The 22,138-nt window shown below is 55.6% G+C and carries 22 protein-coding genes and 1 tRNA gene; 8 read left to right on the top strand and 15 right to left on the bottom strand.

Going from position 1 to position 22,138, the window contains the following annotated elements; all coding sequences use genetic code 11:
• Positions 1-363: 363 nt before the first annotated feature.
• The 3 genes from GKAS_RS15800 to GKAS_RS15790 all read right to left on the bottom strand — a co-directional run bounded on the left by GKAS_RS15800 (position 364) and on the right by GKAS_RS15790 (position 2,234).
• Positions 364-437, bottom strand: a tRNA-Gly gene (locus GKAS_RS15800).
• An 80-nt stretch (positions 438-517) separates the two neighbouring features.
• A complete protein-coding gene (gene actS, locus GKAS_RS15795; RefSeq protein ID WP_035895576.1) occupies positions 518-1,264 on the bottom strand; it encodes an amidase activator ActS in 747 nt (248 codons plus the stop codon).
• 67 nt (positions 1,265-1,331) lie between these two features.
• Complete coding sequence (locus GKAS_RS15790) at positions 1,332-2,234, bottom strand: LysR family transcriptional regulator (protein WP_035895574.1); 903 nt, start codon at positions 2,232-2,234, stop codon at positions 1,332-1,334.
• Between the two features lie 169 nt (positions 2,235-2,403).
• On the opposite strand from GKAS_RS15790, the gene GKAS_RS15785 reads away from it, so the two are divergent.
• Genes GKAS_RS15785 through idi form a run of 4 tightly spaced genes read left to right on the top strand, consistent with a single transcriptional unit; the run spans position 2,404 to position 5,813 of the window.
• Entirely contained in the window at positions 2,404-3,882 is a 1,479-nt protein-coding gene (locus GKAS_RS15785; RefSeq protein ID WP_035895572.1) for a UbiD family decarboxylase, read from the top strand.
• Positions 3,883-3,894: 12 nt separating this feature from the next.
• Positions 3,895-4,476: a UbiX family flavin prenyltransferase gene (locus tag GKAS_RS15780; protein WP_035895570.1), complete on the top strand. Its 582-nt coding sequence runs from the start codon at positions 3,895-3,897 to the stop codon at positions 4,474-4,476.
• A gap of 21 nt (positions 4,477-4,497) precedes the next feature.
• Positions 4,498-5,214, top strand: a complete 717-nt coding sequence (locus GKAS_RS15775) for a DUF554 domain-containing protein (RefSeq protein ID WP_035895569.1) — start codon at positions 4,498-4,500, stop codon at positions 5,212-5,214.
• Between the two features lie 53 nt (positions 5,215-5,267).
• Positions 5,268-5,813, top strand: a complete 546-nt coding sequence (gene idi / locus GKAS_RS15770; RefSeq protein WP_035895568.1) for an isopentenyl-diphosphate Delta-isomerase — start codon at positions 5,268-5,270, stop codon at positions 5,811-5,813.
• A 68-nt stretch (positions 5,814-5,881) separates the two neighbouring features.
• On the opposite strand, the gene lysS is transcribed toward idi, so the two are convergent.
• From lysS to xerD, 5 genes are all read right to left on the bottom strand, one after another.
• The gene (gene lysS, locus GKAS_RS15765) at positions 5,882-7,399 is read right to left on the bottom strand and encodes a lysine--tRNA ligase (RefSeq protein ID WP_035895565.1); all 1,518 of its coding nucleotides are present in this window, start codon (positions 7,397-7,399) and stop codon (positions 5,882-5,884) included.
• Positions 7,400-7,408: 9 nt separating this feature from the next.
• Positions 7,409-8,507, bottom strand: a protein-coding gene (gene prfB, locus GKAS_RS15760) for a peptide chain release factor 2 (protein WP_115073720.1) whose coding sequence is annotated in 2 segments (ribosomal slippage) — positions 7,409-8,431 and positions 8,433-8,507 — 1,098 coding nt in all. Because the reading frame shifts where the segments join, the coding sequence is not laid out codon by codon here.
• A gap of 89 nt (positions 8,508-8,596) precedes the next feature.
• On the bottom strand, positions 8,597-10,330 hold the full coding sequence (gene recJ, locus GKAS_RS15755; RefSeq protein WP_035895562.1) for a single-stranded-DNA-specific exonuclease RecJ: 1,734 nt from the start codon (positions 10,328-10,330) through the stop codon (positions 8,597-8,599).
• 5 nt (positions 10,331-10,335) lie between these two features.
• Entirely contained in the window at positions 10,336-11,049 is a 714-nt protein-coding gene (gene dsbC / locus GKAS_RS15750; protein WP_035895560.1) for a bifunctional protein-disulfide isomerase/oxidoreductase DsbC, read from the bottom strand.
• A 22-nt stretch (positions 11,050-11,071) separates the two neighbouring features.
• Positions 11,072-11,968 carry a site-specific tyrosine recombinase XerD gene (gene xerD, locus GKAS_RS15745; protein WP_035895558.1) on the bottom strand — a complete coding sequence of 299 codons (897 nt, stop codon included), beginning with the start codon at positions 11,966-11,968 and terminating at the stop codon, positions 11,072-11,074.
• A gap of 102 nt (positions 11,969-12,070) precedes the next feature.
• Here xerD and fldB point away from each other — a divergent pair, with 102 nt between their 5' ends.
• Positions 12,071-12,592, top strand: coding sequence for a flavodoxin FldB (fldB, locus tag GKAS_RS15740; protein ID WP_035895556.1), 522 nt, complete (start codon positions 12,071-12,073; stop codon positions 12,590-12,592).
• On the opposite strand, the gene GKAS_RS15735 is transcribed toward fldB, so the two are convergent.
• Positions 12,589-13,005: a protein YgfX gene (locus GKAS_RS15735; protein ID WP_035895554.1), complete on the bottom strand. Its 417-nt coding sequence runs from the start codon at positions 13,003-13,005 to the stop codon at positions 12,589-12,591. The two genes, fldB and GKAS_RS15735, sit on opposite strands and share 4 nt — an antisense overlap.
• Entirely contained in the window at positions 12,986-13,252 is a 267-nt protein-coding gene (gene sdhE / locus GKAS_RS15730) for an FAD assembly factor SdhE (RefSeq protein ID WP_035895552.1), read from the bottom strand. The genes GKAS_RS15735 and sdhE overlap by 20 nt, the downstream gene beginning before the upstream one ends.
• 247 nt (positions 13,253-13,499) lie before the next feature.
• Between sdhE and ygfZ the strand changes: the two genes are divergently transcribed.
• A complete protein-coding gene (ygfZ, locus tag GKAS_RS15725) occupies positions 13,500-14,483 on the top strand; it encodes a tRNA-modifying protein YgfZ (protein ID WP_035895550.1) in 984 nt (327 codons plus the stop codon).
• 100 nt (positions 14,484-14,583) lie between these two features.
• Here ygfZ and trhA read toward each other — a convergent pair whose 3' ends face one another.
• Entirely contained in the window at positions 14,584-15,246 is a 663-nt protein-coding gene (trhA, locus tag GKAS_RS15720; protein WP_035895549.1) for a PAQR family membrane homeostasis protein TrhA, read from the bottom strand.
• 158 nt (positions 15,247-15,404) lie between these two features.
• Positions 15,405-15,719, bottom strand: a complete 315-nt coding sequence (gene yqfB / locus GKAS_RS15715) for a N(4)-acetylcytidine aminohydrolase (protein ID WP_035895547.1) — start codon at positions 15,717-15,719, stop codon at positions 15,405-15,407.
• Between the two features lie 51 nt (positions 15,720-15,770).
• Here yqfB and GKAS_RS15710 point away from each other — a divergent pair, with 51 nt between their 5' ends.
• Complete coding sequence (locus GKAS_RS15710; RefSeq protein ID WP_035895546.1) at positions 15,771-16,499, top strand: MurR/RpiR family transcriptional regulator; 729 nt, start codon at positions 15,771-15,773, stop codon at positions 16,497-16,499.
• Positions 16,500-16,619: 120 nt separating this feature from the next.
• The gene (gene bglA, locus GKAS_RS15705) at positions 16,620-18,053 is read left to right on the top strand and encodes a 6-phospho-beta-glucosidase BglA (RefSeq protein ID WP_035895545.1); all 1,434 of its coding nucleotides are present in this window, start codon (positions 16,620-16,622) and stop codon (positions 18,051-18,053) included.
• A 93-nt stretch (positions 18,054-18,146) separates the two neighbouring features.
• Here bglA and GKAS_RS15700 read toward each other — a convergent pair whose 3' ends face one another.
• The 3 genes from GKAS_RS15700 to GKAS_RS15690 form a co-directional block, all read right to left on the bottom strand.
• A complete protein-coding gene (locus tag GKAS_RS15700; RefSeq protein WP_035895544.1) occupies positions 18,147-18,890 on the bottom strand; it encodes an SDR family oxidoreductase in 744 nt (247 codons plus the stop codon).
• A 60-nt stretch (positions 18,891-18,950) separates the two neighbouring features.
• On the bottom strand, positions 18,951-21,824 hold the full coding sequence (gene gcvP / locus GKAS_RS15695) for an aminomethyl-transferring glycine dehydrogenase (protein WP_035895542.1): 2,874 nt from the start codon (positions 21,822-21,824) through the stop codon (positions 18,951-18,953).
• A gap of 124 nt (positions 21,825-21,948) precedes the next feature.
• The coding region (locus GKAS_RS15690) for a glycine cleavage system protein H (protein ID WP_035895540.1) at positions 21,949-22,138 on the bottom strand (190 nt) is incomplete at its 5' end.

Raw genomic sequence — 22,138 nt, 5'->3', positions numbered from 1 at the left:
CAACCCTTGTGGGAGCGTGGCTGAGACGCTGATAGAGCCTACATGTCGTTTGTAGGTACGTTACCTGTTTACGTGACTCTGAGAGCCGCACATCGGGCTTGAAATGCGTATGATCAGTCTGTTGTAAGAGACAATGCCCGGTTCAGGCTTTTCCTTCACGTTGTGCTATCGCGGTGTGAGGTTGGAACTGCCGCCGCCGAATAGTTATACTCTCATTTCCATGTAACTATCCGTGACAACTAACAGTGTACCTTGTGTTGGGAAATCGTCGTTCAATGGCAGAACAATCACGACAACTTATGTTAAGTAAGTTGTTGATAGAAAAATGAGTTTTAACGAAGTTTTGCCACAAGGGGAGAGTTCTGGAGCGGGCGAAGGGAATCGAACCCTCGTATAGAGCTTGGGAAGCTCTCGTTCTACCATTGAACTACGCCCGCTAAGGTGTGCGAGGAGCATTATAAACGTTACGCCTCGCCTGGCAAGTCTTTAGGCCGCTAAGTGACGATAAAATAACCGCTTAGCACTTCGGTTTGCTGCCCTGCGGCGGCAAATAGCGCAGCGGGTCGATGGCCGTGGCGCGATAGCGAATCTGGAAGTGCAGCCTCACGGAGTCCGCATCCGAGTTGCCCATGGTGGCAATCTGCTGACCAATCTTCACGTTTTGTCCGTTGTTCACCATCAGCTTATCGTTATGCGCATAGGCGGTAATGTAATCTTCGTCATGCTTAATCATGACCAGGTTGCCGTAGCCGCGAAGCTGATTGCCGACGTAGACCACCTTCCCCGCCGCCGCCGCGTAGACCGGCTGACCACGGCTACCCGCGATATCAATGCCCTTATTGCCGCCTTCCGAGGTGGAGTAACGCATCACCACCTTGCCGGTGGCGGGCCAGCGCCAGCAGCGTTGACCTACCGCCGGCCATGAGGACTGCGGAACGGCGGAGGACGGAATAACCTTCGCCGTCTGCGTCGCGCTGGATTTCTTACTGCCGGAGGATTTTGCCGAACCACTCACCCTCAGTTTCTGGCCGACGTTGATGTTATACGGCGGCGAGATGCCGTTAAGGCGCGCCAGTTCCCCTACGCTCGTGCCCGTCATCCGCGAGATGCGCGAAAGCGTATCGCCCCGCTTCACGGTATAGACCGAGCCGCTGTAGCTGCCTTCTGATTTGGATGAATTTCCAGCACAACCAGACAGTACAAGCCCGATAATCAGGCACATTAACAGACGTAGTGGGGAAGAGAGTTGGCGTCCTGCTCGCAAAACGAATCCTCAGGTCATAAACGTTCGGTTGGACTATGATAGCAGGGTCACGCTGGATACCAAACCATCAACGCGGCGAGTTGTCTGGAAACGGGTAGCCTTCCGCCACCAGTTCCATTACCTGCGAGCACCAGTTTACCGCCGGTATTTTCACCATGGCCGGGTAGAAAATCTGCGGTGAAGGGAAGACGTCCACGACGTAGCACTCCTTAAGCTTTTCAGCGCAGACCTCAGACGATGGCAGCAGCGTCGCGGCAGCAAGCCCCGATTCCAGCCAGTCGATAATCACCCCCGGCTGCGTGATGTGCATAATCACCTTTGGGTTTACGCCCGCTTTACGGAACAGATCGATAAGCATCTCGTAGGTGCCCGAATCTTTCGCGCGGTGAAGCAACACCAGCGGCAGTGCGCCCAGCGCATTGTAATCAAACGGGTTCGCAGGCGGCTGTGGCAGGCATTTTTTGTTGATAACCGCCACCAGCTTCACCGGGTCGAACGACACATAGTCGAACCCTTCGCTGCGATAGGGGCGCTGAATAAAGGCGAGGTCGATAGCGCCTTCATTCAGCATCATCTCCAGATGGCTGGAGTCCGTTACCGAGATATTCACTTCAATTTCCGGATAGCGCTGGTAGAGCGCCAACAGCAGCGGCTTAAAGTAAGACTGGAACAGATGGCTCATCCCAAAACGGAACTGCAGCCGATCTTTTTGTGCGATTTCCATCGTTTCTCGCGCGGTATCTTCCACCTGACGCAGAATTTCGCAGGCTTTACGGTAAAGGAAAAACCCCGCTTCGGTTGGCTCAATACGGTTACCGTGACGCAGAAAGAGCGGCGTTTTCAGCTCATCTTCCAGCTCCTGAATGCGCTTACTCAGCGGTGGCTGCGCCATGTTCAGCACCTTTGCTGCCTGGCTTATCGAGCCCTGCTCAACCACCCGACAGAAATACCGTAATCGTTTTAAATCCATGCCGTCTCTGCTCCCTTTCCGCTTTGCTATAGTTTACGCACGAAGCCTTTATTGTTGTACCCACATCTTTTTGATCTTCCCTGACCAAGCTAAACGGTATTTGCCCCTTAATTGTGTAAGGAATAGGGTTAGCGCAGACATTCTTTCCGATTATCAACAGGAACAAACCGTGAAAAATACAACAACCGTTCGCGACCTGCGTTCTGCGTTAGCGTTGCTGAAAACGCTGCCAGGTGAATACGTTGAAACCGATACCGAAGTGGACCCACATGCGGAGCTGTCCGGCGTATACCGTTACGTCGGCGCCGGTGGCACCTGCCAGCGCCCAACGCGTAAAAACGGTCCGGTTATGATGTTCAACAAGATCAAAGGCTTTGATGACATCAGCGTAGCTATCGGCATCAACGGCTCCCGCAAACGCGTCAGCCACTTCCTCGATTGCCCACCAGAAAAACTGGGGCACCTGCTGAAAGACTCCGTACAAAGCCCGATTCCACCGGTTCTGACTACTGAAAAAGCCGTCGCTCAGGAAGTGGTTCATCTGGCTACCGACGCCGATTTTGACCTGCGCAAACTGCTGCCAGCGCCAACCAATACCGAAGAAGATGCAGGTCCGTACATCACCATGGGGCTGTGCTACGCCTCCGATCCGGAAACCCACGAATCGGATATCACCATTCACCGCCTGTGCGTCCAGAGCCGCGATGAGCTCTCTATGTGGCTGACCCCAGGCCGTCACATTGATGCTTTCCGCATGAAAGCGGAAGAGCTAGGCCAGCCGCTGCCAATCTCCATCAGCATTGGCGTTGACCCGGCGATTGAAATTGCCGCCTGCTTCGAACCACCAACTACCCCGCTGGGTTTTGATGAACTGAGCATCGCCGGTTCCCTGCGCGGCCAGGCCGTGGAAATGGTGAAATGCCTGACCATCAACGAAAAAGCGATTGCCCACGCCGAGATCATTATCGAGGGCGAGCTGCTGCCAAACGTGCGCGTTCGTGAAGACCAGAACACCAACACCGGCCGCGCGATGCCGGAGTTCCCGGGCTATACCGGCGAGTCCAAAGACGCGTTGCCGGTGATTAAAGTCAAAGCCGTCACCCATCGTCATAACCCAATCTGGCGCACCACCGTCGGTCCTGGCGAGGAACACGTCAACATGGCGGGTATCCCAACCGAAGCGAGCATTCTGGATATGGTTGGCCGCGCGATGCCGGGCAAACTGCTGAACGTCTTCGCGCACTCTGCGGGCGGCGGCAAACTGCTGGCGGTCATGCAATTCAAGAAATTCTCCCCGGCGGACGAAGGTCGCCAACGTCAGGCGGCACTGCTGGCGTTCTCCGCCTTCCCGGAACTGAAGCATGTGATTCTGGTAGACGAAGACGTGGATATCTTCGACAGCGATGATGTGCTGTGGGCGATGCAAACTCGCTACCAGGGCGACGTGGATACCATCACCATCCCAGGCGTGCGCTGCCACCCGCTGGACCCGTCTCAGGTGCCGGAGTACAGCCCAAGCATTCTGCAACAGGGCATGTCGTGCAAAACCATCTTTGACTGCACCGTACCGTTCCACCTGAAACACCACTTTGAACGCTCTAAATTCAAAGAAGTGGACGTGAAACGCTTCCTGCCGGACTTCGAGTAAGAGGAATAGACAATGAAACCACGCATCATCATCGGCATCAGCGGCGCATCCGGCTTTCAGTATGGCGTTAAGGCGCTGGAACTCCTTCAGCCTCTTCCGCTGGAGGTTCATCTGGTCGTCTCAAAAGGCGCGGAAAAAACCTGTGAACTGGAAACGGATTTCCGTCTGGACGAGGTGATGGCGATGGCTGACGTTGTCCACCCAATTGGCAATCTGGGTGCCGCCATCTCCAGCGGTTCATTTAAAACGCTGGGGATGCTGATTGCCCCTTGTTCCATGAGAACGCTGGGCGCGATTGCACATTGTCTTACCGATAACCTGCTCACCCGCGCGGCGGACGTGGTGCTCAAAGAGCGCCGCCGTCTGGTGCTGCTGGCGCGTGAAACGCCGCTGAACCTCGGCCATATTCGCAATATGGCCGCTGTAACGGAAATGGGCGGGATTATCTTCCCGCCGGTTCCAGCTCTCTATCAGCGTCCGCAAACGGCGGACGACATTATTACGCACAGCGTAAATCGCGCGCTGGACCTGTTCGACATCGACGTGGACAACATTCCACGTTGGGGTGAAGGGTCACTGCGCCACGACGACTAGTGCGATAAAGGAAACACTTTTATGTTGATCGGTCCTTATGTTAACGGGTCCGCCGTGATTATCGGCGGGCTGATTGGCGCAGTAGCGGGCGGTAAACTCCCGGAACGCGTGAAAACGGCGCTGCCGATGACCTTCGGGCTGTGCTCGGTAGGTCTGGGGATTACGCTGGTGCTGAAGGTGAAATATATGCCTGCGGTGGTGCTGGCGATGATCGTCGGCGCGCTGATTGGCGAACTGCTGCATCTGGAACGCGGTATTGGTAAAGCGGCAGGCTCTACCCGTGGCCTTATCAACAAGGTCTTCCCACCGGTACAGGGGCTAAGCCACGAAGAGTTCACTGAGAAGTTTGTGGCGATTCTGGTGCTGTTCTGCGCCAGCGGTACGGGCGTGTTCGGGGCAATGACCGAAGGGATGAGCGGTGACCCGTCAATTCTGTACATCAAAACGATTCTCGACCTGTTTACCGCCGGGATTTTCGCCACTCTGCTAGGCTTTGCGGTGATGACTATTGCCATTCCACAGCTGGTGATTCAGCTGGCGCTGGCGATGCTGGCAGTATTCCTGATGCCGATGATCACTCCATCCATGATGGCCGATTTCTCCTGCGCCGGTGGGCTGCTGATGGTCGCGACCGGATTGCGCATCTGTAACATTAAGCTTTTCCCGGTTGCCAACATGTTGCCGGGGCTTGTTTTGGTAATGCCTTTTTCCCATTTATGGGCTACGCTGGTTGCCTGAGTATATGACCCGGCGGGTTTATGCCGGGTCATCATTCATTTTCAGGAGTTGTCATGACAGGCGAACACGTCATTTTGCTCGACGAGCACGATAAACCTTCAGGTATTCTGGAGAAGTACGCCGCTCACACCCTCTCCACCCCTCTGCATCTCGCTTTCTCTTGCTGGTTATTCAACGAACGCGGCCAGTTTCTGGCAACGCGCCGCTCTTTAAGCAAGGTAGCCTGGCCCGGCGTGTGGACCAACTCGGTGTGCGGTCACCCACAGCAGGGCGAAACCTTCGAATATGCGATCATCCGCCGCTGCCGCTTTGAGCTTGGCGTTGAGATTGCCGATATCACCCCTATCGCCACCGAATTCCGCTACCGCGCCGTGGCGCCAAACGGCATTGTGGAAAACGAAGTCTGCCCGGTCTATGCCGCGCGCGTGACCAGCGACGTGAAGGCCAATCACGATGAAGTGATTGAGTATCAGTGGTGCGAGCTTAACGATATTTTGCAGGCGCTAACGTTAACGCCGTGGGCGTTTAGCCCGTGGATGGTGATGGAAGCGGCCGATGAAGAGGCGCGTCAGGCGTTTATGGCATTTGCTCATCGCTGAGCCGGTCCACAGACAATAGGCATAAAAAAACCCGGCATCGCCGGGTTTTTTGCATCTCGCTGTCGCGATTATTTCACCGGACGCATCGCCGGGAACAGAATCACGTCACGGATGGTGTGGCTGTTGGTGAACAGCATGACCATACGGTCGATACCGATACCCAGACCCGCGGTCGGTGGCAGGCCGTGTTCCAGCGCGGTGACGTAGTCTTCGTCGTAGAACATCGCTTCGTCATCACCCGCTTCTTTGGCGTTAACCTGATCCTGGAAGCGCTGCGCCTGGTCTTCTGCGTCGTTCAGCTCGCTGAAACCGTTACCGATTTCACGGCCGCCGATGAAGAATTCAAAGCGGTCAGTGATTTCCGGGTTCACGTCATTACGGCGCGCCAGCGGAGAAACTTCTGCCGGATATTCGGTGATGAAGGTTGGCTGAATCAGGTGCGCTTCGGCAACTTCTTCGAAGATCTCAGTCACGATACGGCCCAGACCCCAGCTCTTCTCAACGTGAACGCCGATGCTTTCAGCAATGGCTTTCGCAGAGTCGAAGTTATCCAAATCGGCCATGTTAGTTTCTGGACGATATTTCTTGATAGCTTCACGCATGGTCAGTTTTTCGAACGGCTTACCGAAATCGAAAGTCTGGTCGCCGTAAGGCACTTCGGTGTTGCCCAGAATATCCTGTGCCAGAGTACGGAACAGAGATTCGGTCAGCTCGATCAGATCTTTATAATCCGCGTACGCCATATAGAGTTCCATCATGGTGAACTCTGGGTTATGGCGAACGGAGATACCTTCGTTACGGAAGTTACGGTTGATTTCGAACACGCGTTCGAAGCCGCCAACCACCAGACGCTTCAGGTACAGTTCCGGCGCGATACGCAGGTACATGTCCATATCCAGCGCATTATGATGGGTGATGAACGGACGGGCAGACGCGCCGCCAGGGATCACCTGCATCATTGGGGTTTCCACTTCCATAAAGTTGCGGCCAACCATGAACTGACGAATACCCGCCAGGATCTGGGAACGCACTTTGAAAGTATTGCGGGAAGTATCGTTGGAGATCAGGTCCAGGTAACGCTGACGGTAGCGCGCTTCCTGATCCTGCAGGCCGTGGAATTTGTCCGGCAGCGGGCGCAGTGCTTTGGTCAGCAGACGCAGCTCGGTGCAATGGATAGACAGTTCACCGGTTTTGGTTTTGAACAGTTTACCCTTCGCACCCAGGATGTCGCCGAGGTCCCATTTCTTGAACTGCTCGTTGTAAACGCCTTCCGGCAGATCGTCACGCGCGACGTACAGCTGAATACGACCGCCAACGTCCTGTAAAGTCACGAAGGAAGCTTTACCCATAATACGGCGAGTCATCATACGACCGGCAACGGAAACTTCGATATTCAGCGCTTCCAGCTCTTCGCTGTCCTTGCTATCGAATTCAGCGTGCAGTTGATCAGAGGTACGGTCACGACGGAAATCGTTCGGGAACGGGATGCCCTGCTCACGCAGTGCAGCCAGCTTCTCGCGGCGTGCCTTCATTTCGTTATTAAGATCGACTACCTCGTCAGCGCCTTGTGCGTTTTGTTCAGACATGTTGGTTCCTCATAACCCTGCTTTCAGACTTGCTTCGATAAATTGATCCAGACTTCCGTCCAGTACCGCCTGCGTATTGCGGGTTTCAACCCCGGTGCGCAGGTCTTTAATCCGGGAATCGTCCAGGACATAGGAACGAATCTGGCTACCCCAGCCGATATCGGACTTGGTGTCTTCCATCGCCTGTTTTTCTGCATTCTTTTTCTGCATTTCCAGTTCATAAAGCTTCGCTTTCATCTGCTTCATGGCCTGGTCTTTGTTCTTGTGCTGTGAACGGTCGTTCTGGCACTGCGTCACGATCCCGGTTGGGATGTGGGTGATACGCACCGCAGATTCCGTACGGTTAACGTGCTGACCGCCCGCACCGGATGCGCGATATACGTCAATGCGCAGATCCGCCGGGTTGATTTCGATATCAATATCGTCGTCAACTTCTGGATACACGAATGCGGAGCTGAACGAGGTGTGACGACGGCCGCCGGAGTCGAACGGGCTTTTACGGACCAGACGGTGAACGCCGGTTTCCGTACGCAGCCAGCCGTACGCGTAGTCCCCGGAGATTTTGATGGTCACGGATTTAATCCCGGCCACATCCCCTTCGGACTCTTCGATAATTTCGGTTTTAAAGCCGCGCGCTTCTGCCCAACGCAGATACATACGCTCGAGCATGCTTGCCCAGTCCTGCGCTTCAGTACCGCCAGAACCTGCCTGGATATCGAGATAGCAATCGGCGCTGTCATACTCGCCGGAGAACATACGACGGAATTCCAGCTGTGCCAGCTTTTCTTCCAGGGTATTGAGTTCTGCAACGGCTTCGTTGAAGGTCTCTTCGTCTTCGGCTTCTACAGCCAGTTCCAGCAGACCGGAAACATCTTCCAGACCCTGAGACATTTGATCGAGGGTGTCGACAATCGCTTCAAGCGAGGAACGCTCTTTACCCAGCGCCTGCGCGCGTTCGGGTTCGTTCCAGACATCCGGCTGTTCCAGCTCGGCGTTTACTTCTTCCAGACGCTCTTTCTTGGCGTCATAGTCAAAGATACCCCCTAAGAACGTCGGAGCGTTCCGTGAGGTCCTGAATGCGATTATTTACCGGGTTTATTTCAAACATGGTCTATTTTCTTTTAATGGACGAGAAAAATGCGGTTATAAGAGCGGAATCTTAGCGGATTCCCGCCCTTAATTACAGTATAAGAGATGCTAAATCGGCCAGAGATGATCGATGATAAGCTGCAAACTTCGGTTGCCACGGTATTCATTGATATCCAGGCGGTAAGCCAGCGTCACTTCACGCACGCCGTTATCCGGCCAGACGGCGGTATCGACGTTAAACGCAATGCCGTCCAGCAGCGGGCCACCGCCGACCGGTTCCACCATCACCTTCAGGTGACGTTCGCCCACCAGACGCTGCTGTAACAGACGAAAACGCCCGTCAAACAGCGGTTCCGGGAACATCTGCCCCCACGGCCCGGCTTCGCGCAGCATCTGCGCCATCTCCAGCGTCATCTCCTGTGGGCTCAGCTCACCATCGGAGAGGATTTCACCCTGTAACAGCGCCGGGTCCAGCCACTCGGTAACCAGTTCGCCAAAGCAGCGTTGAAACTCTTCGAAGCGTTCTTCCTCCAAAGAGAGCCCCGCCGCCATCGCGTGACCGCCGAACTTCAGCATCAAGCCGGGATACAGCGTATCCAGACGCTCCAGCGCATCGCGCATATGCAGCCCCTGAATGGATCGACCCGAGCCTTTCAGCTGACCGTTACCCGCAGGCGCAAAGGCGATCACCGGGCGATGGAAACGCTCTTTAATGCGAGAAGCCAGAATGCCGACCACGCCCTGATGCCACTCGGGGTGATACATCGCCAGTCCACCGGGCAGCTCGGCGCGGTTGCGTTCAAGCTGTTCGCACAACGTCAGCGCTTCCGCCTGCATTCCCTGCTCAATCTCTTTACGCGTCTGGTTCAACGCATCGAGCTCGTTTGCCAGCACGCGGGCTTCACCGAGGTTATCGCACAGCAGCAGCGCCACGCCGACCGACATGTCGTCCAGGCGACCGGCGGCATTCAGACGCGGCCCCAGCGCAAAGCCGAGATCGCTTGCCACCAGCTTGGCTGCATCACGGTTGGCAATCTCCAGCAGCGCTTTAATTCCCGGGCGGCAGTAACCGGCGCGGATGCGGCTCAGCCCCTGCCAGGTGAGGATACGGTTGTTGGCATCCAGCGGCACTACGTCGGCAACCGTGCCAAGCGCCACCAGATCGAGAAATTCGACAATCTTCGGCGCTGGAATCCCGCGTTTTTCGAACCAGCCCTTCTCTTTCAGATGGTTGCAAAGCACCAGCATCAGATAAAAGGCCACGCCAACGCCCGCCAGCGATTTCGATGGGAACGGACAGTCGACGAGGTTCGGGTTCACCATCGCATCGGCGTTAGGCAGCGTTTCGCCCGGCAGGTGGTGATCCGTAACCAATACGCTGATCCCGAGGTCATGCGCATGATCAACCCCGGCATGGGAAGAGATCCCGTTGTCCACCGTCATGATCATCTGCGCGCCGCGAGCGTGGGCCTGATCGACCACTTCCGGGCTTAACCCATAGCCATCTTCAAAACGGTTCGGCACCAAATACTCGACGTTGTGGCAGCCCATCGCCCGCAGAGAGAGCACGCTCAGCGCGGTACTGGTCGCACCATCGGCATCGAAATCCCCCACCACCATGATGCGAAGCTCTTTTTCAAACGCGTCATGCAGCATCTCGACGGCTTTTTCCACGCCCGTCAGCGAGCGCCAGTGCAGCATGCCTTTCAGGCCGCGCTCCAGGTCACTCGGGGTTTTCACGCCGCGGCTGGCGTACAGACGGCGCAGCAGCGGCGACAGTTCGTCAGGCAGTGCGATTGAGTCATCCACCTCACGGCGGCGAAGTTGAGTCTGTGGTTTCACGCGAATTATTTACCGCTGGTCTGTTTCTGGTGTTCGTCGAGGAACGCTTTCATCTCTTTCGGACCCTGATAGCCCGGTACCACGTAGCCGTCGTTGAGCACGATAGCCGGAGTACCGTTCACGCCAAACTGCACGCCAAGCGCGTAGTGGTTGGCAATGTCGATATCGCAAGTCGCCGCCTGAACGCCTTTGCCGTTCATCGCATCGTCAAACGCTTTGTTGCGGTCTTTGGCGCACCAGATAGATTTCATATCCTGCTCAGCCTGGCTCTGAATGCCCTGACGTGGGAAAGCCAGATAGCGCACGGTAATGCCCAGCGCGTTGTAGTCTTTCATCTCTTCATGCAGCTTGTGACAGTAGCCGCAAGTGATGTCGGTGAAAACGGTGATGACGTGTTTTTCCTGCGGCGCTTTGTAGACAATCATCTCTTTTTCCAGCGCGTTCAGATGCTTCATCAGCAGCGCGTTGGTGACATTGACCGGCTGCGCGCCGCTCACGTCATACATTGGCCCCTGAATAATGTGCTTCCCGTCATCGGTGACGTACAGCACGCCGCTGTTGGTCAGGACGGTTTTCATCCCGGCTACCGGCGCCGGCTGAATATCGGTGCTCTGCACGCCCAGTTTCGCCAGTGACTGTTTGATAGCCGCATCGTCAGCGTGCGCCAGGCCGGAAAATGCCGTCGCCAGAAGGGTGAACATCATTAAACCTTGTTTCATAAACTGTCCTTTTAAATCAGCATCATGCTCGTGGATGGTGCTGTTGATGAAGTTGTCGCAGCCGCTCTGTCGCGACGTGCGTATAAATTTGTGTGGTCGACAAATCGCTATGGCCCAGCAGCATTTGTACGACACGTAGGTCCGCGCCGTGGTTCAATAAATGCGTTGCAAAGGCATGGCGTAACACGTGCGGTGACAGCTTTTCGCTGTCGATGCCCGCCAGTTGAGCATAGTGCTTAATGCGGTGCCAGAAGGTCTGGCGAGTCATCTGCTGGGCGCGCTGGCTGGGGAACAGCACATCAATCGCCACGCCGTTGAGCATCCACGGGCGGCCGTGCTCCAGCCAGTTCTCCACCCAATAAACGGCCTCTTCGCCAAGCGGCACCAGACGCTCTTTATTTCCTTTACCGATCACCCGAACCACACCCTGACGCAGGCTGATATCACTCATCGTCAGCCCCACCAGTTCGGAAACGCGCAGCCCGGTTGCATAAAGCACTTCAAGCATAGCCTTATCCCGCAGCTCCAGCGGCTGATCGACCAGCGGTGCCTGCAGCAGTCGTTCAACCTGCGCTTCGCTAAGATCTTTTGGCAACCGTTGTGGCAGCTTCGGCGACGCCAGCTGCGCGCTGGGATCGTCCGGGCGGAATTTTTCGCGGTACAGATGCTGGAAGAAGCGGCGCATGGCGCTCAGCAGTCGTGCGGTGCTGGTTGCTTTATAGCCCCCCTGCTGACGCTCGGCGAGCAAATTTTGCAGGTCGTCGCTCTGAGCCGTCTCCAGCGAGAGCCCGCGATGCGCCAGCCACTCGACCACCATGGTCAAATCACGGCGGTACGCGCTAAGGGTATTTTCAGCCAGATTGCGCTCCAGCCACAGCGCATCGAGAAACTGTTCGATTCGTGCAAGATCCTTATCCACCTCGGCCCCTCTGCGTATTAAATCAGCACCATTATGCCTGAATTAGCCCCCTTTCTGGTACACTGGGCGCATCATCATCGCAAGAATCGAGAGCAGTACGTCATGAATATCGGCCTTTTTTACGGTTCCAGCACCTGCTACACCGAGATGGCAGCGGAAAAAATTCGCGACATTATCGGCCCGGAACTGATCACATTACATAACCTGAAAGATGATTCCCCCACCCTGATGGAGCAATACGATGTGCTCATTCTTGGTATCCCGACCTGGGATTTCGGTGAGATTCAGGAAGATTGGGAAGCGGTCTGGGAACAGCTGGATACGCTCAATCTGGAAGGTAAAATCATCGCGCTGTACGGCATGGGCGACCAGCTCGGCTACGGCGAGTGGTTCCTTGATGCGCTGGGCATGCTGCACGATAAGCTGGCGACTAAAGGGGTGAAGTTTGTCGGCTACTGGCCAACCGAAGGCTACGAGTTCACCAGCCCGAAACCGGTTATTGCTGATGGTCAGCTTTTTGTCGGTCTCGCGCTGGATGAAACCAACCAGTACGATCTTAGCGATGAACGCATTCAGAGCTGGTGCGAACAGATTCTCGGCGAGATGGCCGAGCAGTTCTCCTAGTGCTTCGTTGGCGTGGGCTGTTGCAGAAGTATCCGCCGCAGGTCACGCCACTCTTCAGGATTCATGCTATCTGCCGCCAGCCACAGGTGCTGACGACGGCCTCCTTCCAGACGACGAATCCGCAGCATCATCCCTGAATTCAGCATCCACGGCGCACCAAGCAGTTCGTAATCCTGATTACGCCAGCGCAGCCTTGAATCCATCAGCAGCTTAATTTCCCCCTGGTGCGAATGAATGCGTCGCTGGCTGCGAACGCAGTCAAAGACCACCAGAGAGAGCAAAAGCAGCCAGAGCGGGGTGTAGCTCAACGGCCAGGGCATCAGCAGCACGAAAGCCGCCACCAGACCGTGGAGTAACAAGGAAAGCCACTGTGAGCGCCAGGAGACGCGTAAATCAGATTGCCACAGGACCACGTTCCCGATTCCGTGTTTGAATGAGTTGTACCATGCGCTCAAGGTTAGCGTCGGCAGGTTTACCGTGGTTCATCAGCCAGTTGAAAAGGTCAGGATCGTCGCATTCAAGGAGACGAATGAAAATGGCTTTGTCTTCATCGCTGAGCGTGTCGTACTCGTGCTCAAAGAACGGCATAATGGAGATATCGAGTTCGCGCATACCGCGGCGGCATGCCCAGTGGATACGGGCTTTATTATTGATGTCCATAATTTCCTTCCAGCATTACGTTGCGTCTAGTTTAACGTGTTTTTTGCCGTTACCTTACCGGAATATCACATTATGCGCGTCATATTCCGATAAAACCCATTAAAAATGAATGGGATTATTTTTCTTTCGATCCGCTTCGCAGAACGCGCAGAGGGCACAAAACGCCCTGCAAAACCGCTTGCAATGGTAAGCATCTCTTTTACCATGAGTGAATAAGTGCGTTCGCAACTCTATTCAGGACATCAATATGGCTTTTACTCCGTTTCCTCCACGTCAGCCCGGTGTTGCAGCCCGTTTGCCGCTGACGCTGATGACGCTTGATGATTGGGCGCTGGCGACCGTTACCGGTGCCGACAGTGAGAAATACTTGCAAGGCCAGGTCACGGCAGATGTGGCCCAGATGGGTGAGGATCAGCATCTGCTGGTCGCCCACTGCGATGCCAAAGGCAAAATGTGGAGTAACCTGCGTCTGTTCCGTCGTCAGGATGGCTTCGCTTTTATTGAACGTCGCAGCGTGCGCGAAGCGCAGCTGACCCAACTGAAAAAGTACGCGGTCTTCTCGAAGGTGGTGATTGCGCCAAACGACGATGTTGTCCTGCTCGGCGTCGCCGGTTTCCAGGCTCGCGCTGCGCTGGCTAACCTGTTCGCAGCGTTGCCAAACGCCGAGAAACCATGCCTGCAAGAAGGTGAAACGTCCCTGCTGTGGTTTGCCCATCCGGAAGAACGTTTCCTGCTGGTGACCGATACTGCGACCGCAGAACGCGTTACCGAAGCGCTGCGCGGTGAAGCACAGCTCAACAACAGCCAACAGTGGCTGGCGCTGGATATCGAAGCCGGTCTGCCGGTGATTGATGAAGCGAACAGCGCGCAGTTTATTCCGCAGGCCACCAACCTACAGGCGCTGGGCGGTATCAGCTTCAAAAAAGGCTGCTATACCGGGCAGGAGATGGTTGCTCGCGCGAAGTTCCGCGGAGCCAACAAACGCGCGCTGTGGACTCTGGCAGGTAAAGCCGCTCGCGTACCGGAAGCCGGTGAAGATCTTGAGCTCAAAATGGGCGACAACTGGCGACGTACCGGCACCGTGCTGGCCGCCGTACAGCTGGAAGATGGTCAGGTACTGGTGCAGGTAGTGATGAACAATGATATGGAAGCCGACAGCGTGTTCCGCGTGCGCGACGATGCCAACACGTTGAGCATCAAGCCGCTGCCGTATTCGTTAGACGAAGAGTAATTGAGTCCGGTGTTTCCCCGGGGACGGCGTAAACGCCTCGCCCGGGCTACCGATTAATCGTAGCCCGGCCAAGCGCAGCGTCGCCGGGTTTGCACCGTCCCTACGCGTGCTGCCCCACATACAGATAAATCGCCAGAAAATGACAGGCGCTACCGCCCAGCACAAACGCATGCCAGATAGCGTGGTTGTAAGGAATGCGCTTGCAGACGTAGAAAATCACCCCCAGCGAATAAACCACCCCGCCCACCGCCAACAGCGTAACGCCGCCAATGTCGAGCTTCACCGCCAACTGATAGACCACAATCAGCGACAGCCAGCCCATCGTGAGATAGGTCACCAGCGACAAGATTTTAAAACGATGCGCAATGGTCAGCTTAAACAGGATCCCCAGCAGCGCCAGGCTCCAGATAACAATCATCAGCCCTTTCGCCAGCGGCGAGTCCAACCCCACCAGCAGGAACGGCGTATAGGTACCGGCAATCAGCAGGTAGATAGCGCAGTGGTCGAATTTTTTCAGCCATACTTTGGCGCGCTGTGACGGAATGGCGTGATACAGCGTAGAGGCCAAAAACAGCAGAATCATACTGCCGCCGTACAGGCTATAGCTGGTGATAGCCGTAGCGCTGGCATTGGTGTCAACCGCCTGAACCAGCAGCAAAACCAGCCCGACAATTCCCAGGACAAAGCCAACGCCGTGGCTGATGCTATTGGCAATTTCCTCTGCCAGAGAATATCCCTGCTTAATGAGTGGTTTCTTATCCATTACGCGCTCCGGGCGAACGACAAATAAAGCAAACACCCTAGCGTAACTGAGAATGGTTCCAGTGAACACATGTAAGCTAAAATAAAAAGATGAATTTTTGTAAACTAAGAATAATCAATTAGTTAACAAAATCATTCAGCTAACACCTGTACACGTTTTTATTCAACGCGTTTAAATTCAATCACATAAAACAGGTTCTCGCCGGGATAGATATCGGCAATCACCTTTTTCAGCTCCGGCAGGCTCATGTTTTCCTGCTCCGCATGGCGCTCGCTCAGCGTATCCAGCGTAACGGTTGAGGTCGCCACCACGCGAATCGTGCAGAAATACCCATCATCTTCATAGCGCCCGACGCGCAACACATCCCCGACCTTAAAGTGCGACTCAGCCGCGTCGCGCAGCGTAATGGTTTTCCGTCCGGCGAGAATGTCGTCCTGAAAGCGCTGAAAAAAAGTAATGTCGTTTGGCTGCATGTTATCATTCCCTCAGGTCATCTATTTTTACGAGTATCCATCACCGTGAGCATGTTCTCCCACGCCGCCGTTGCCAGCCTCAATAATCTTGAGATGATGGTCTATCACTACGTCATTAAAAATCGTGACACGGTGATGTACATGACCATCCGTGAACTGGCCGACGCGGCGGGCGTCTCCACCACCACGGTGATGCGCTTTTGTAAAAAGCTCAACTGCGAAGGTTACTCGGAGTTTCGGGTGCGCTTCAAATTGTATTTAGAGCAGGATGAACCGCAACAGGCAAATTTTGGTGCCAGCGAAATCATCAGCTTTTTCAAAGGCGTTAATAATGACGAATTTGATAAGTTGCTGGATGATGCGGTTGATATTATTCTCGCATCAGAACGTATTATATTTGTCGGCGCGGGAACCTCTGGCTCGCTGGCAAAATATGGCGCACGTTTTTTCTCAAATATAGGGAAATTCAGCAACCATATTGACGATCCTTATTTTCCCGTCACCAACGACATGGCAAAAAACGCGCTGGCTATTGTGCTTTCAGTATCGGGTGAAACCGAAGAGATCCTACGCTTTGCCGGGCAGTTCAGCCTGCATCGCTGCAAAGTGATGTCCATCACCAGCCATGAACACTCACGACTGGCAAAGCTTGCCGACTTCAACCTCTCCTGGCACGTGCCGCAAACGCGCATCGGCGGCGTCTACGATATTACGACCCAGATCCCGGTTATCTATATTCTGGAATCATTAGGCCGTAAGCTGGCGAAGAAATTAGCATAAAAATACAGGGTGTTTTTTCGATGTAACATATTCCCTGTTGTGGGATTTGTTATATCGTGACATTTATTTCCCCTTTGTTAGACTCAGCCTTATTAAGCCCAATAACTGAGCATAGCAAAGATGAAAAAACTGACCTTACCGAAAGACTTTTTATGGGGTGGCGCGGTTGCTGCGCACCAGGTTGAAGGCGGCTGGAATAAAGGCGGCAAAGGCCCTAGCATCTGTGACGTGCTAACCGGCGGCGCCCACGGCGTTCCGCGCGAAATTACTCAGCAGGTCGAGCCGGGCAAATACTACCCGAACCACGAAGCCATCGACTTCCACGGCCACTACAAAGAAGACATCAAGCTGTTCGCCGAGATGGGCTTCAAATGCTTCCGCACCTCTATCGCCTGGACGCGTATTTTCCCGAACGGTGACGAAACTCAGCCAAATGAAGAAGGGCTGAAATTCTATGATGACATGTTCGATGAACTGCTGAAGTACAACATCGAGCCGGTGATCACCCTCTCCCACTTCGAAATGCCGCTGCACCTGGTGCAGCAGTATGGCGGCTGGACTAACCGCAAAGTTGTTGATTTCTTTGTTCGCTTCTCTGAAGTGGTGTTTGAGCGCTACAAGAATAAGGTCAAATACTGGATGACCTTCAACGAAATCAACAACCAGCGTAACTGGCGCGCGCCGCTGTTCGGCTACTGCTGCTCCGGCGTGGTCTACACCGAACATGAAAATCCGGAAGAGACCATGTACCAGGTGCTGCACCACCAGTTCGTGGCCAGCGCCCTGGCGGTGAAAGCCGCTCGTCGCATCAACCCAGAGATGAAAGTCGGCTGCATGCTGGCAATGGTGGCGCTCTATCCGTTCTCCTGCAAACCAGAAGACGTGATGTTTGCCCAGGAATCGATGCGTGAGCGCTACGTCTTCACCGACGTGCAGCTGCGCGGTTACTACCCAAGCTACGTGCTGAACGAATGGGAACGCCGTGGCTTCAACATCAAAATGGAAGCGGGCGACGAGGCGATTCTGCGTGAAGGCACCTGCGACTACCTCGGCTTCAGCTACTACATGACCAACGCCGTGAAGGCGGAAGGCGGCAGCGGTGACGCAATCTCCGGCTTTGAAGGCAGCGTACCGAACCCACACGTGAAGGCATCAGACTGGGGCTGGCAGATTGACCCGGTCGGCCTGCGCTACTCGCTGTGTGAACTGTACGAGCGCTACCAGAAACCGCTGTTCATCGTGGAAAATGGCTTTGGCGCGTACGACAAAGTCGAAGCCGACGGCAGCATCAACGACGACTACCGCATTGATTATCTGCGCGCGCACGTTGAAGAGATGATGAAAGCGGTCACTTATGACGGTGTGGATCTGATGGGCTATACGCCGTGGGGCTGCATCGACTGCGTGTCGTTCACTACCGGGCAGTACAGCAAGCGCTATGGTTTTATCTACGTGAATAAGCACGACGACGGCACGGGCGATATGTCACGTTCACGCAAGAAGAGTTTTGAGTGGTATAAAGCGGTGATTGCTAGCAACGGCGAGAGTCTGTAATTTTTGCCGGATGGCGCTACGCTTATCCGGCCTACGGGAACTTAACCTGTAGGCCGGATAAGGCGTTTACGCCGCCATCCGGCAATCAAAACGCTACTTCCCACCCGCCAGCTCAATAAAGCTCCCCGTCACATACGACGCCTTCTCGCTCAACAGCCAGACTATCGCCTGCGCCACCTCTTCCGGCTGACCGCCGCGCTGCATTGGCAGCACCGACTTCACGCGATCGACACGCCCCGGCTCCCCGCCGTCGGCATGCATCTCGGTATAGATAAACCCAGGCCGCACCCCGTTCACCCGAATACCCTGCGCCGCCACCTCCAGCGACAGCCCGGTCGTCAGCGTATCAATCGCCCCTTTCGAAGCCGCATAATCCACATATTCACCCGGTGAGCCTAGACGTGCAGCCGCCGAGGAGACGTTAACAATCGCCCCGCCCTGCCCACCGTGCGGTATCGCCATTCGCTTTACCGCTTCCCGGCAGCAGAGAAAATAGCCGGTAACGTTGGTGGTCAGCACTCGGTTAATACGCTCGGCGGTTAGCGCCTCGACGCGGCTTTGGGTAAACAGCACGCCCGCGTTGTTGACCAGTGCCGTTAGCGGTTCGCCCTGCATGTCGAGGCGCGCAAACATCGCTTCCACCTGCGCTTCATCGCCAATATCAGCCTGAACGGCAAAGGCCTTGCCACCCTGCGCAATAATCGCACCTACCACCTCGCTGGCGGCGGCTTCGTTACGATGATAGTTCACTGCCACCGTATATCCTTCCTGCGCCAGCTGTAACGCCGTCGCCCGGCCGATTCCCCGGCTGGCGCCGGTCACTAATGCTATTGCCATTCACGTCTCCCAAAAAATAAAGGCGCCGCAGCGCCTTTAAAAGATAGCCTAATCAGAGAATTACTGATATTCGCTCATCGGTACGCAGGAGCAGAACAGGTTGCGGTCGCCGTAAACGTCGTCGAGGCGTTTCACGGTCGGCCAGTACTTGTTCGCCATGCCTGCCGGGAAGACGGCGATTTCGCGGGTATAACCGTGGTTCCACTCCGCCACCAGCTCATTCTGAGTGTGCGGGGAGTTGACCAGCGGGTTATCCTCGAGCGTCCACTCGCCCGCTTTCACGCGGTCGATTTCGCTGCGAATAGCCAACATTGCGTCAATGAAGCGGTCAAGCTCAGCTTTGCCTTCGGATTCCGTTGGCTCAACCATCAGCGTACCCGCTACCGGGAAGGACATGGTCGGCGCGTGGAAACCGTAGTCAATCAGGCGCTTAGCAATATCCAGCTCGCTGATGCCGGTCTCTTCTTTCAGCGGACGAATATCCAGAATACATTCGTGCGCCACATGACCGTCACGACCGGTGTAGAGGACCGGATAGGCATCTTTCAGGCGAGTCGCAATATAGTTCGCGTTGAGGATAGCCACCTGACTTGCCTGCTTCAGGCCTTCTGCGCCCATCATGCGGATGTACATCCAGCTAATTGGCAGAATGGAGGCGCTGCCGAACGGTGCTGCACAAACGGCACCCTGACGGGTCAGCATACCTTCAATGTGCACCACGCTGTGGCCTGGAACAAACGGTGCCAGGTGTGATTTCACGCCGATAGGACCCATACCTGGGCCGCCGCCGCCATGCGGAATGCAGAAGGTTTTGTGCAGGTTGAGGTGCGAGACGTCCGCACCAATAAAGCCCGGAGAGGTAATGCCGACCTGGGCGTTCATGTTCGCGCCGTCGAGATAAACCTGGCCGCCGAACTGGTGGACGATTTCGCATACTTCACGGATGGTCTCTTCGTACACGCCGTGGGTGGACGGATAGGTCACCATGATGCAGGAAAGATTGTCCGCATGCTGCTCCGCTTTCGCGCGCAGATCCGCCAGATCGATGTTACCGTTCTTATCGCAAGCCACGACAACCACCTGCATCCCCGCCATCTGTGCGGAAGCTGGGTTGGTACCGTGCGCTGAGCTTGGGATCAGACAGATATCACGATGACCGTCGTTGCGGCTTTCGTGGTAGTGACGAATCGCCAGCAGACCCGCATATTCACCCTGCGCGCCGGAGTTCGGCTGCATGCAGAGCGCGTCGTAACCGGTCAATTTCACCAGCCACTCGGAGAGCTGGCCGATCATCTGATGGTAGCCTTCCGCCTGGTCAACCGGGCAGAACGGGTGCAGTTCAGCAAATTCCGGCCAGGTGATAGGGATCATTTCCGCCGCGGCGTTAAGCTTCATGGTGCAGGAACCGAGTGGGATCATCGCCTGATTCAGCGCCAGATCTTTACGCTCAAGCGAGTGCATGTAGCGCATCATCTCGGTTTCGCTGTGGTAGCGGTTAAACACCGGATGGCTCAGGATCGCGTCGTCGCGCAGCATCGCCTGTGGAATAGAGCGGCTGTCGAGCGCCACGTCTTTATCCAGCGCGTCGATGTCCAGACCGTGGTTATCACCCAGAATCACGCTAAACAGCGCCAGCACGTCTTCACGAGTGGTCGTTTCGTTCAGGGTGACGCCTACGGCGTTGAGGATATCGCTGCGCAGGTTGATTTCCGCAGCCTGAGCGCGCGCCAGCACGGCGGCTTTATCCGCCACTTCCACGCACAGGGTGTCGAAGTAGTGCGCATGGCGCAGCTTCTGCCCTTTCTGCAGCAGGCCGGCCGCCAGAATGTCGGTCAGGCGGTGAATGCGGTTCGCAATACGCTTCAGGCCAACCGGGCCATGGAACACCGCGTACAGGCTGGCGATATTAGCCAGCAGTACCTGCGAGGTACAGATGTTGGAGTTCGCTTTCTCGCGGCGAATATGCTGCTCGCGAGTCTGCATCGCCATGCGCAGCGCGGTATTGCCAGCGGCATCTTTTGATACGCCGATAATACGGCCAGGCATGGCGCGTTTGAATTCATCTTTAGCGGCAAAGAATGCCGCGTGCGGGCCGCCGTAGCCCATCGGTACGCCAAAGCGCTGGGCAGAACCGAAGACAATGTCCGCGCCCTGTTTGCCCGGCGCGGTTAACAGCACCAGCGCCATGAAATCACCGGCAACGCTCACCACCACTTTGCGGGATTTCAGCTCAGCAATCAGCTTAGTGTAGTCGTGAACTTCACCGGTTGTCCCAACCTGCTGGAGCAGTACGCCGAAGACGTCCTGATGCTCCAGCGCTTTGTCAGCGTCGTCAACAATCACGTCAAAGCCGAAGGTTTCCGCACGGGTACGTACCACGTCCAGAGTCTGCGGATGCACGTCGGCGGCGACGAAGAAACGGTTGGCGTTCTTCAGTTTGCTCACGCGCTTCGCCATTGCCATCGCTTCAGCGGCAGCGGTGGCTTCGTCCAGCAGAGAAGCGGAAGCCATATCGAGACCGGTCAGATCCAGCGTGACCTGCTGGAAGTTGAGCAGCGCTTCCAGACGTCCCTGAGAGACTTCTGGCTGATACGGGGTGTACGCGGTGTACCAGCCCGGGTTTTCCAGCATGTTGCGCTGGATAACCGGCGGTAACTGTACCGGGGTGTAGCCCATGCCAATGTATGACTTAAAGCGCTTGTTGCGACCGGCAATGGCCTTCAGCTCCGCCAGCGCGGCGAATTCTGTGGTGGCCTCTCCTACCTGCGGCGGCGTAGCAAGCTGGATATCTTTCGGCACGATCTGCGCAATCAGTGCGTTTAATGAATCCGCGCCAACTGTTTTGAGCATCTCTTGCTGCTGCTGGGCATCCGGCCCGATGTGACGTTCAATAAACGCGCCACGGTTTTCAAGCTGGCTTAAAGTCTGTGTCATGAGCGATGGTTCCTGAAACGTGCGGTGATTTTAAGATTGCCTCTTCACGGAGGAAGAAGTTTGGGGTGACGATGCCAGAGCACCCTCACCCCGGCCCTCTCCCTGTGGGAGAGGGAGCAAATCCTTATTCGTCTTCTAACAGGGCTTCGTACGCGGTCGCATCCAGCAGCGCGGCAACTTCCGCTTCGTCGCTGGCTTTGATCTTAAAGATCCAGCCGCCCGCGTACGGTTCGCTGTTCACCAGCTCCGGCGAGTCGCCCAGCTCTCCGTTCACGGCAACGATCTCACCGCTGATTGGTGCATAGATGTCGGAT

Origin of the sequence: Kluyvera ascorbata ATCC 33433, from assembly GCF_000735365.1 — a bacterium.
GTDB lineage: Bacteria > Pseudomonadota > Gammaproteobacteria > Enterobacterales > Enterobacteriaceae > Kluyvera > Kluyvera ascorbata.
This window is presented reverse-complemented; position numbering and strand designations above follow the sequence as displayed.

Coding starts and splice junctions, on each gene's coding strand:
- fldB (WP_035895556.1), top strand. CDS start 12,071: ATGAATATCGGCCTTTTTTACGGTTCCAGCACCTGCTACACCGAGATG.
- lysS (WP_035895565.1), bottom strand. CDS start 7,399: ATGTCTGAACAAAACGCACAAGGCGCTGACGAGGTAGTCGATCTTAAT.
- trhA (WP_035895549.1), bottom strand. CDS start 15,246: ATGGATAAGAAACCACTCATTAAGCAGGGATATTCTCTGGCAGAGGAA.
- GKAS_RS15790 (WP_035895574.1), bottom strand. CDS start 2,234: ATGGATTTAAAACGATTACGGTATTTCTGTCGGGTGGTTGAGCAGGGC.
- GKAS_RS15775 (WP_035895569.1), top strand. CDS start 4,498: ATGTTGATCGGTCCTTATGTTAACGGGTCCGCCGTGATTATCGGCGGG.
- ygfZ (WP_035895550.1), top strand. CDS start 13,500: ATGGCTTTTACTCCGTTTCCTCCACGTCAGCCCGGTGTTGCAGCCCGT.
- bglA (WP_035895545.1), top strand. CDS start 16,620: ATGAAAAAACTGACCTTACCGAAAGACTTTTTATGGGGTGGCGCGGTT.
- GKAS_RS15700 (WP_035895544.1), bottom strand. CDS start 18,890: ATGGCAATAGCATTAGTGACCGGCGCCAGCCGGGGAATCGGCCGGGCG.
- idi (WP_035895568.1), top strand. CDS start 5,268: ATGACAGGCGAACACGTCATTTTGCTCGACGAGCACGATAAACCTTCA.
- dsbC (WP_035895560.1), bottom strand. CDS start 11,049: ATGAAACAAGGTTTAATGATGTTCACCCTTCTGGCGACGGCATTTTCC.
- GKAS_RS15780 (WP_035895570.1), top strand. CDS start 3,895: ATGAAACCACGCATCATCATCGGCATCAGCGGCGCATCCGGCTTTCAG.
- GKAS_RS15710 (WP_035895546.1), top strand. CDS start 15,771: ATGTTCTCCCACGCCGCCGTTGCCAGCCTCAATAATCTTGAGATGATG.
- yqfB (WP_035895547.1), bottom strand. CDS start 15,719: ATGCAGCCAAACGACATTACTTTTTTTCAGCGCTTTCAGGACGACATT.
- sdhE (WP_035895552.1), bottom strand. CDS start 13,252: ATGGACATCAATAATAAAGCCCGTATCCACTGGGCATGCCGCCGCGGT.
- gcvP (WP_035895542.1), bottom strand. CDS start 21,824: ATGACACAGACTTTAAGCCAGCTTGAAAACCGTGGCGCGTTTATTGAA.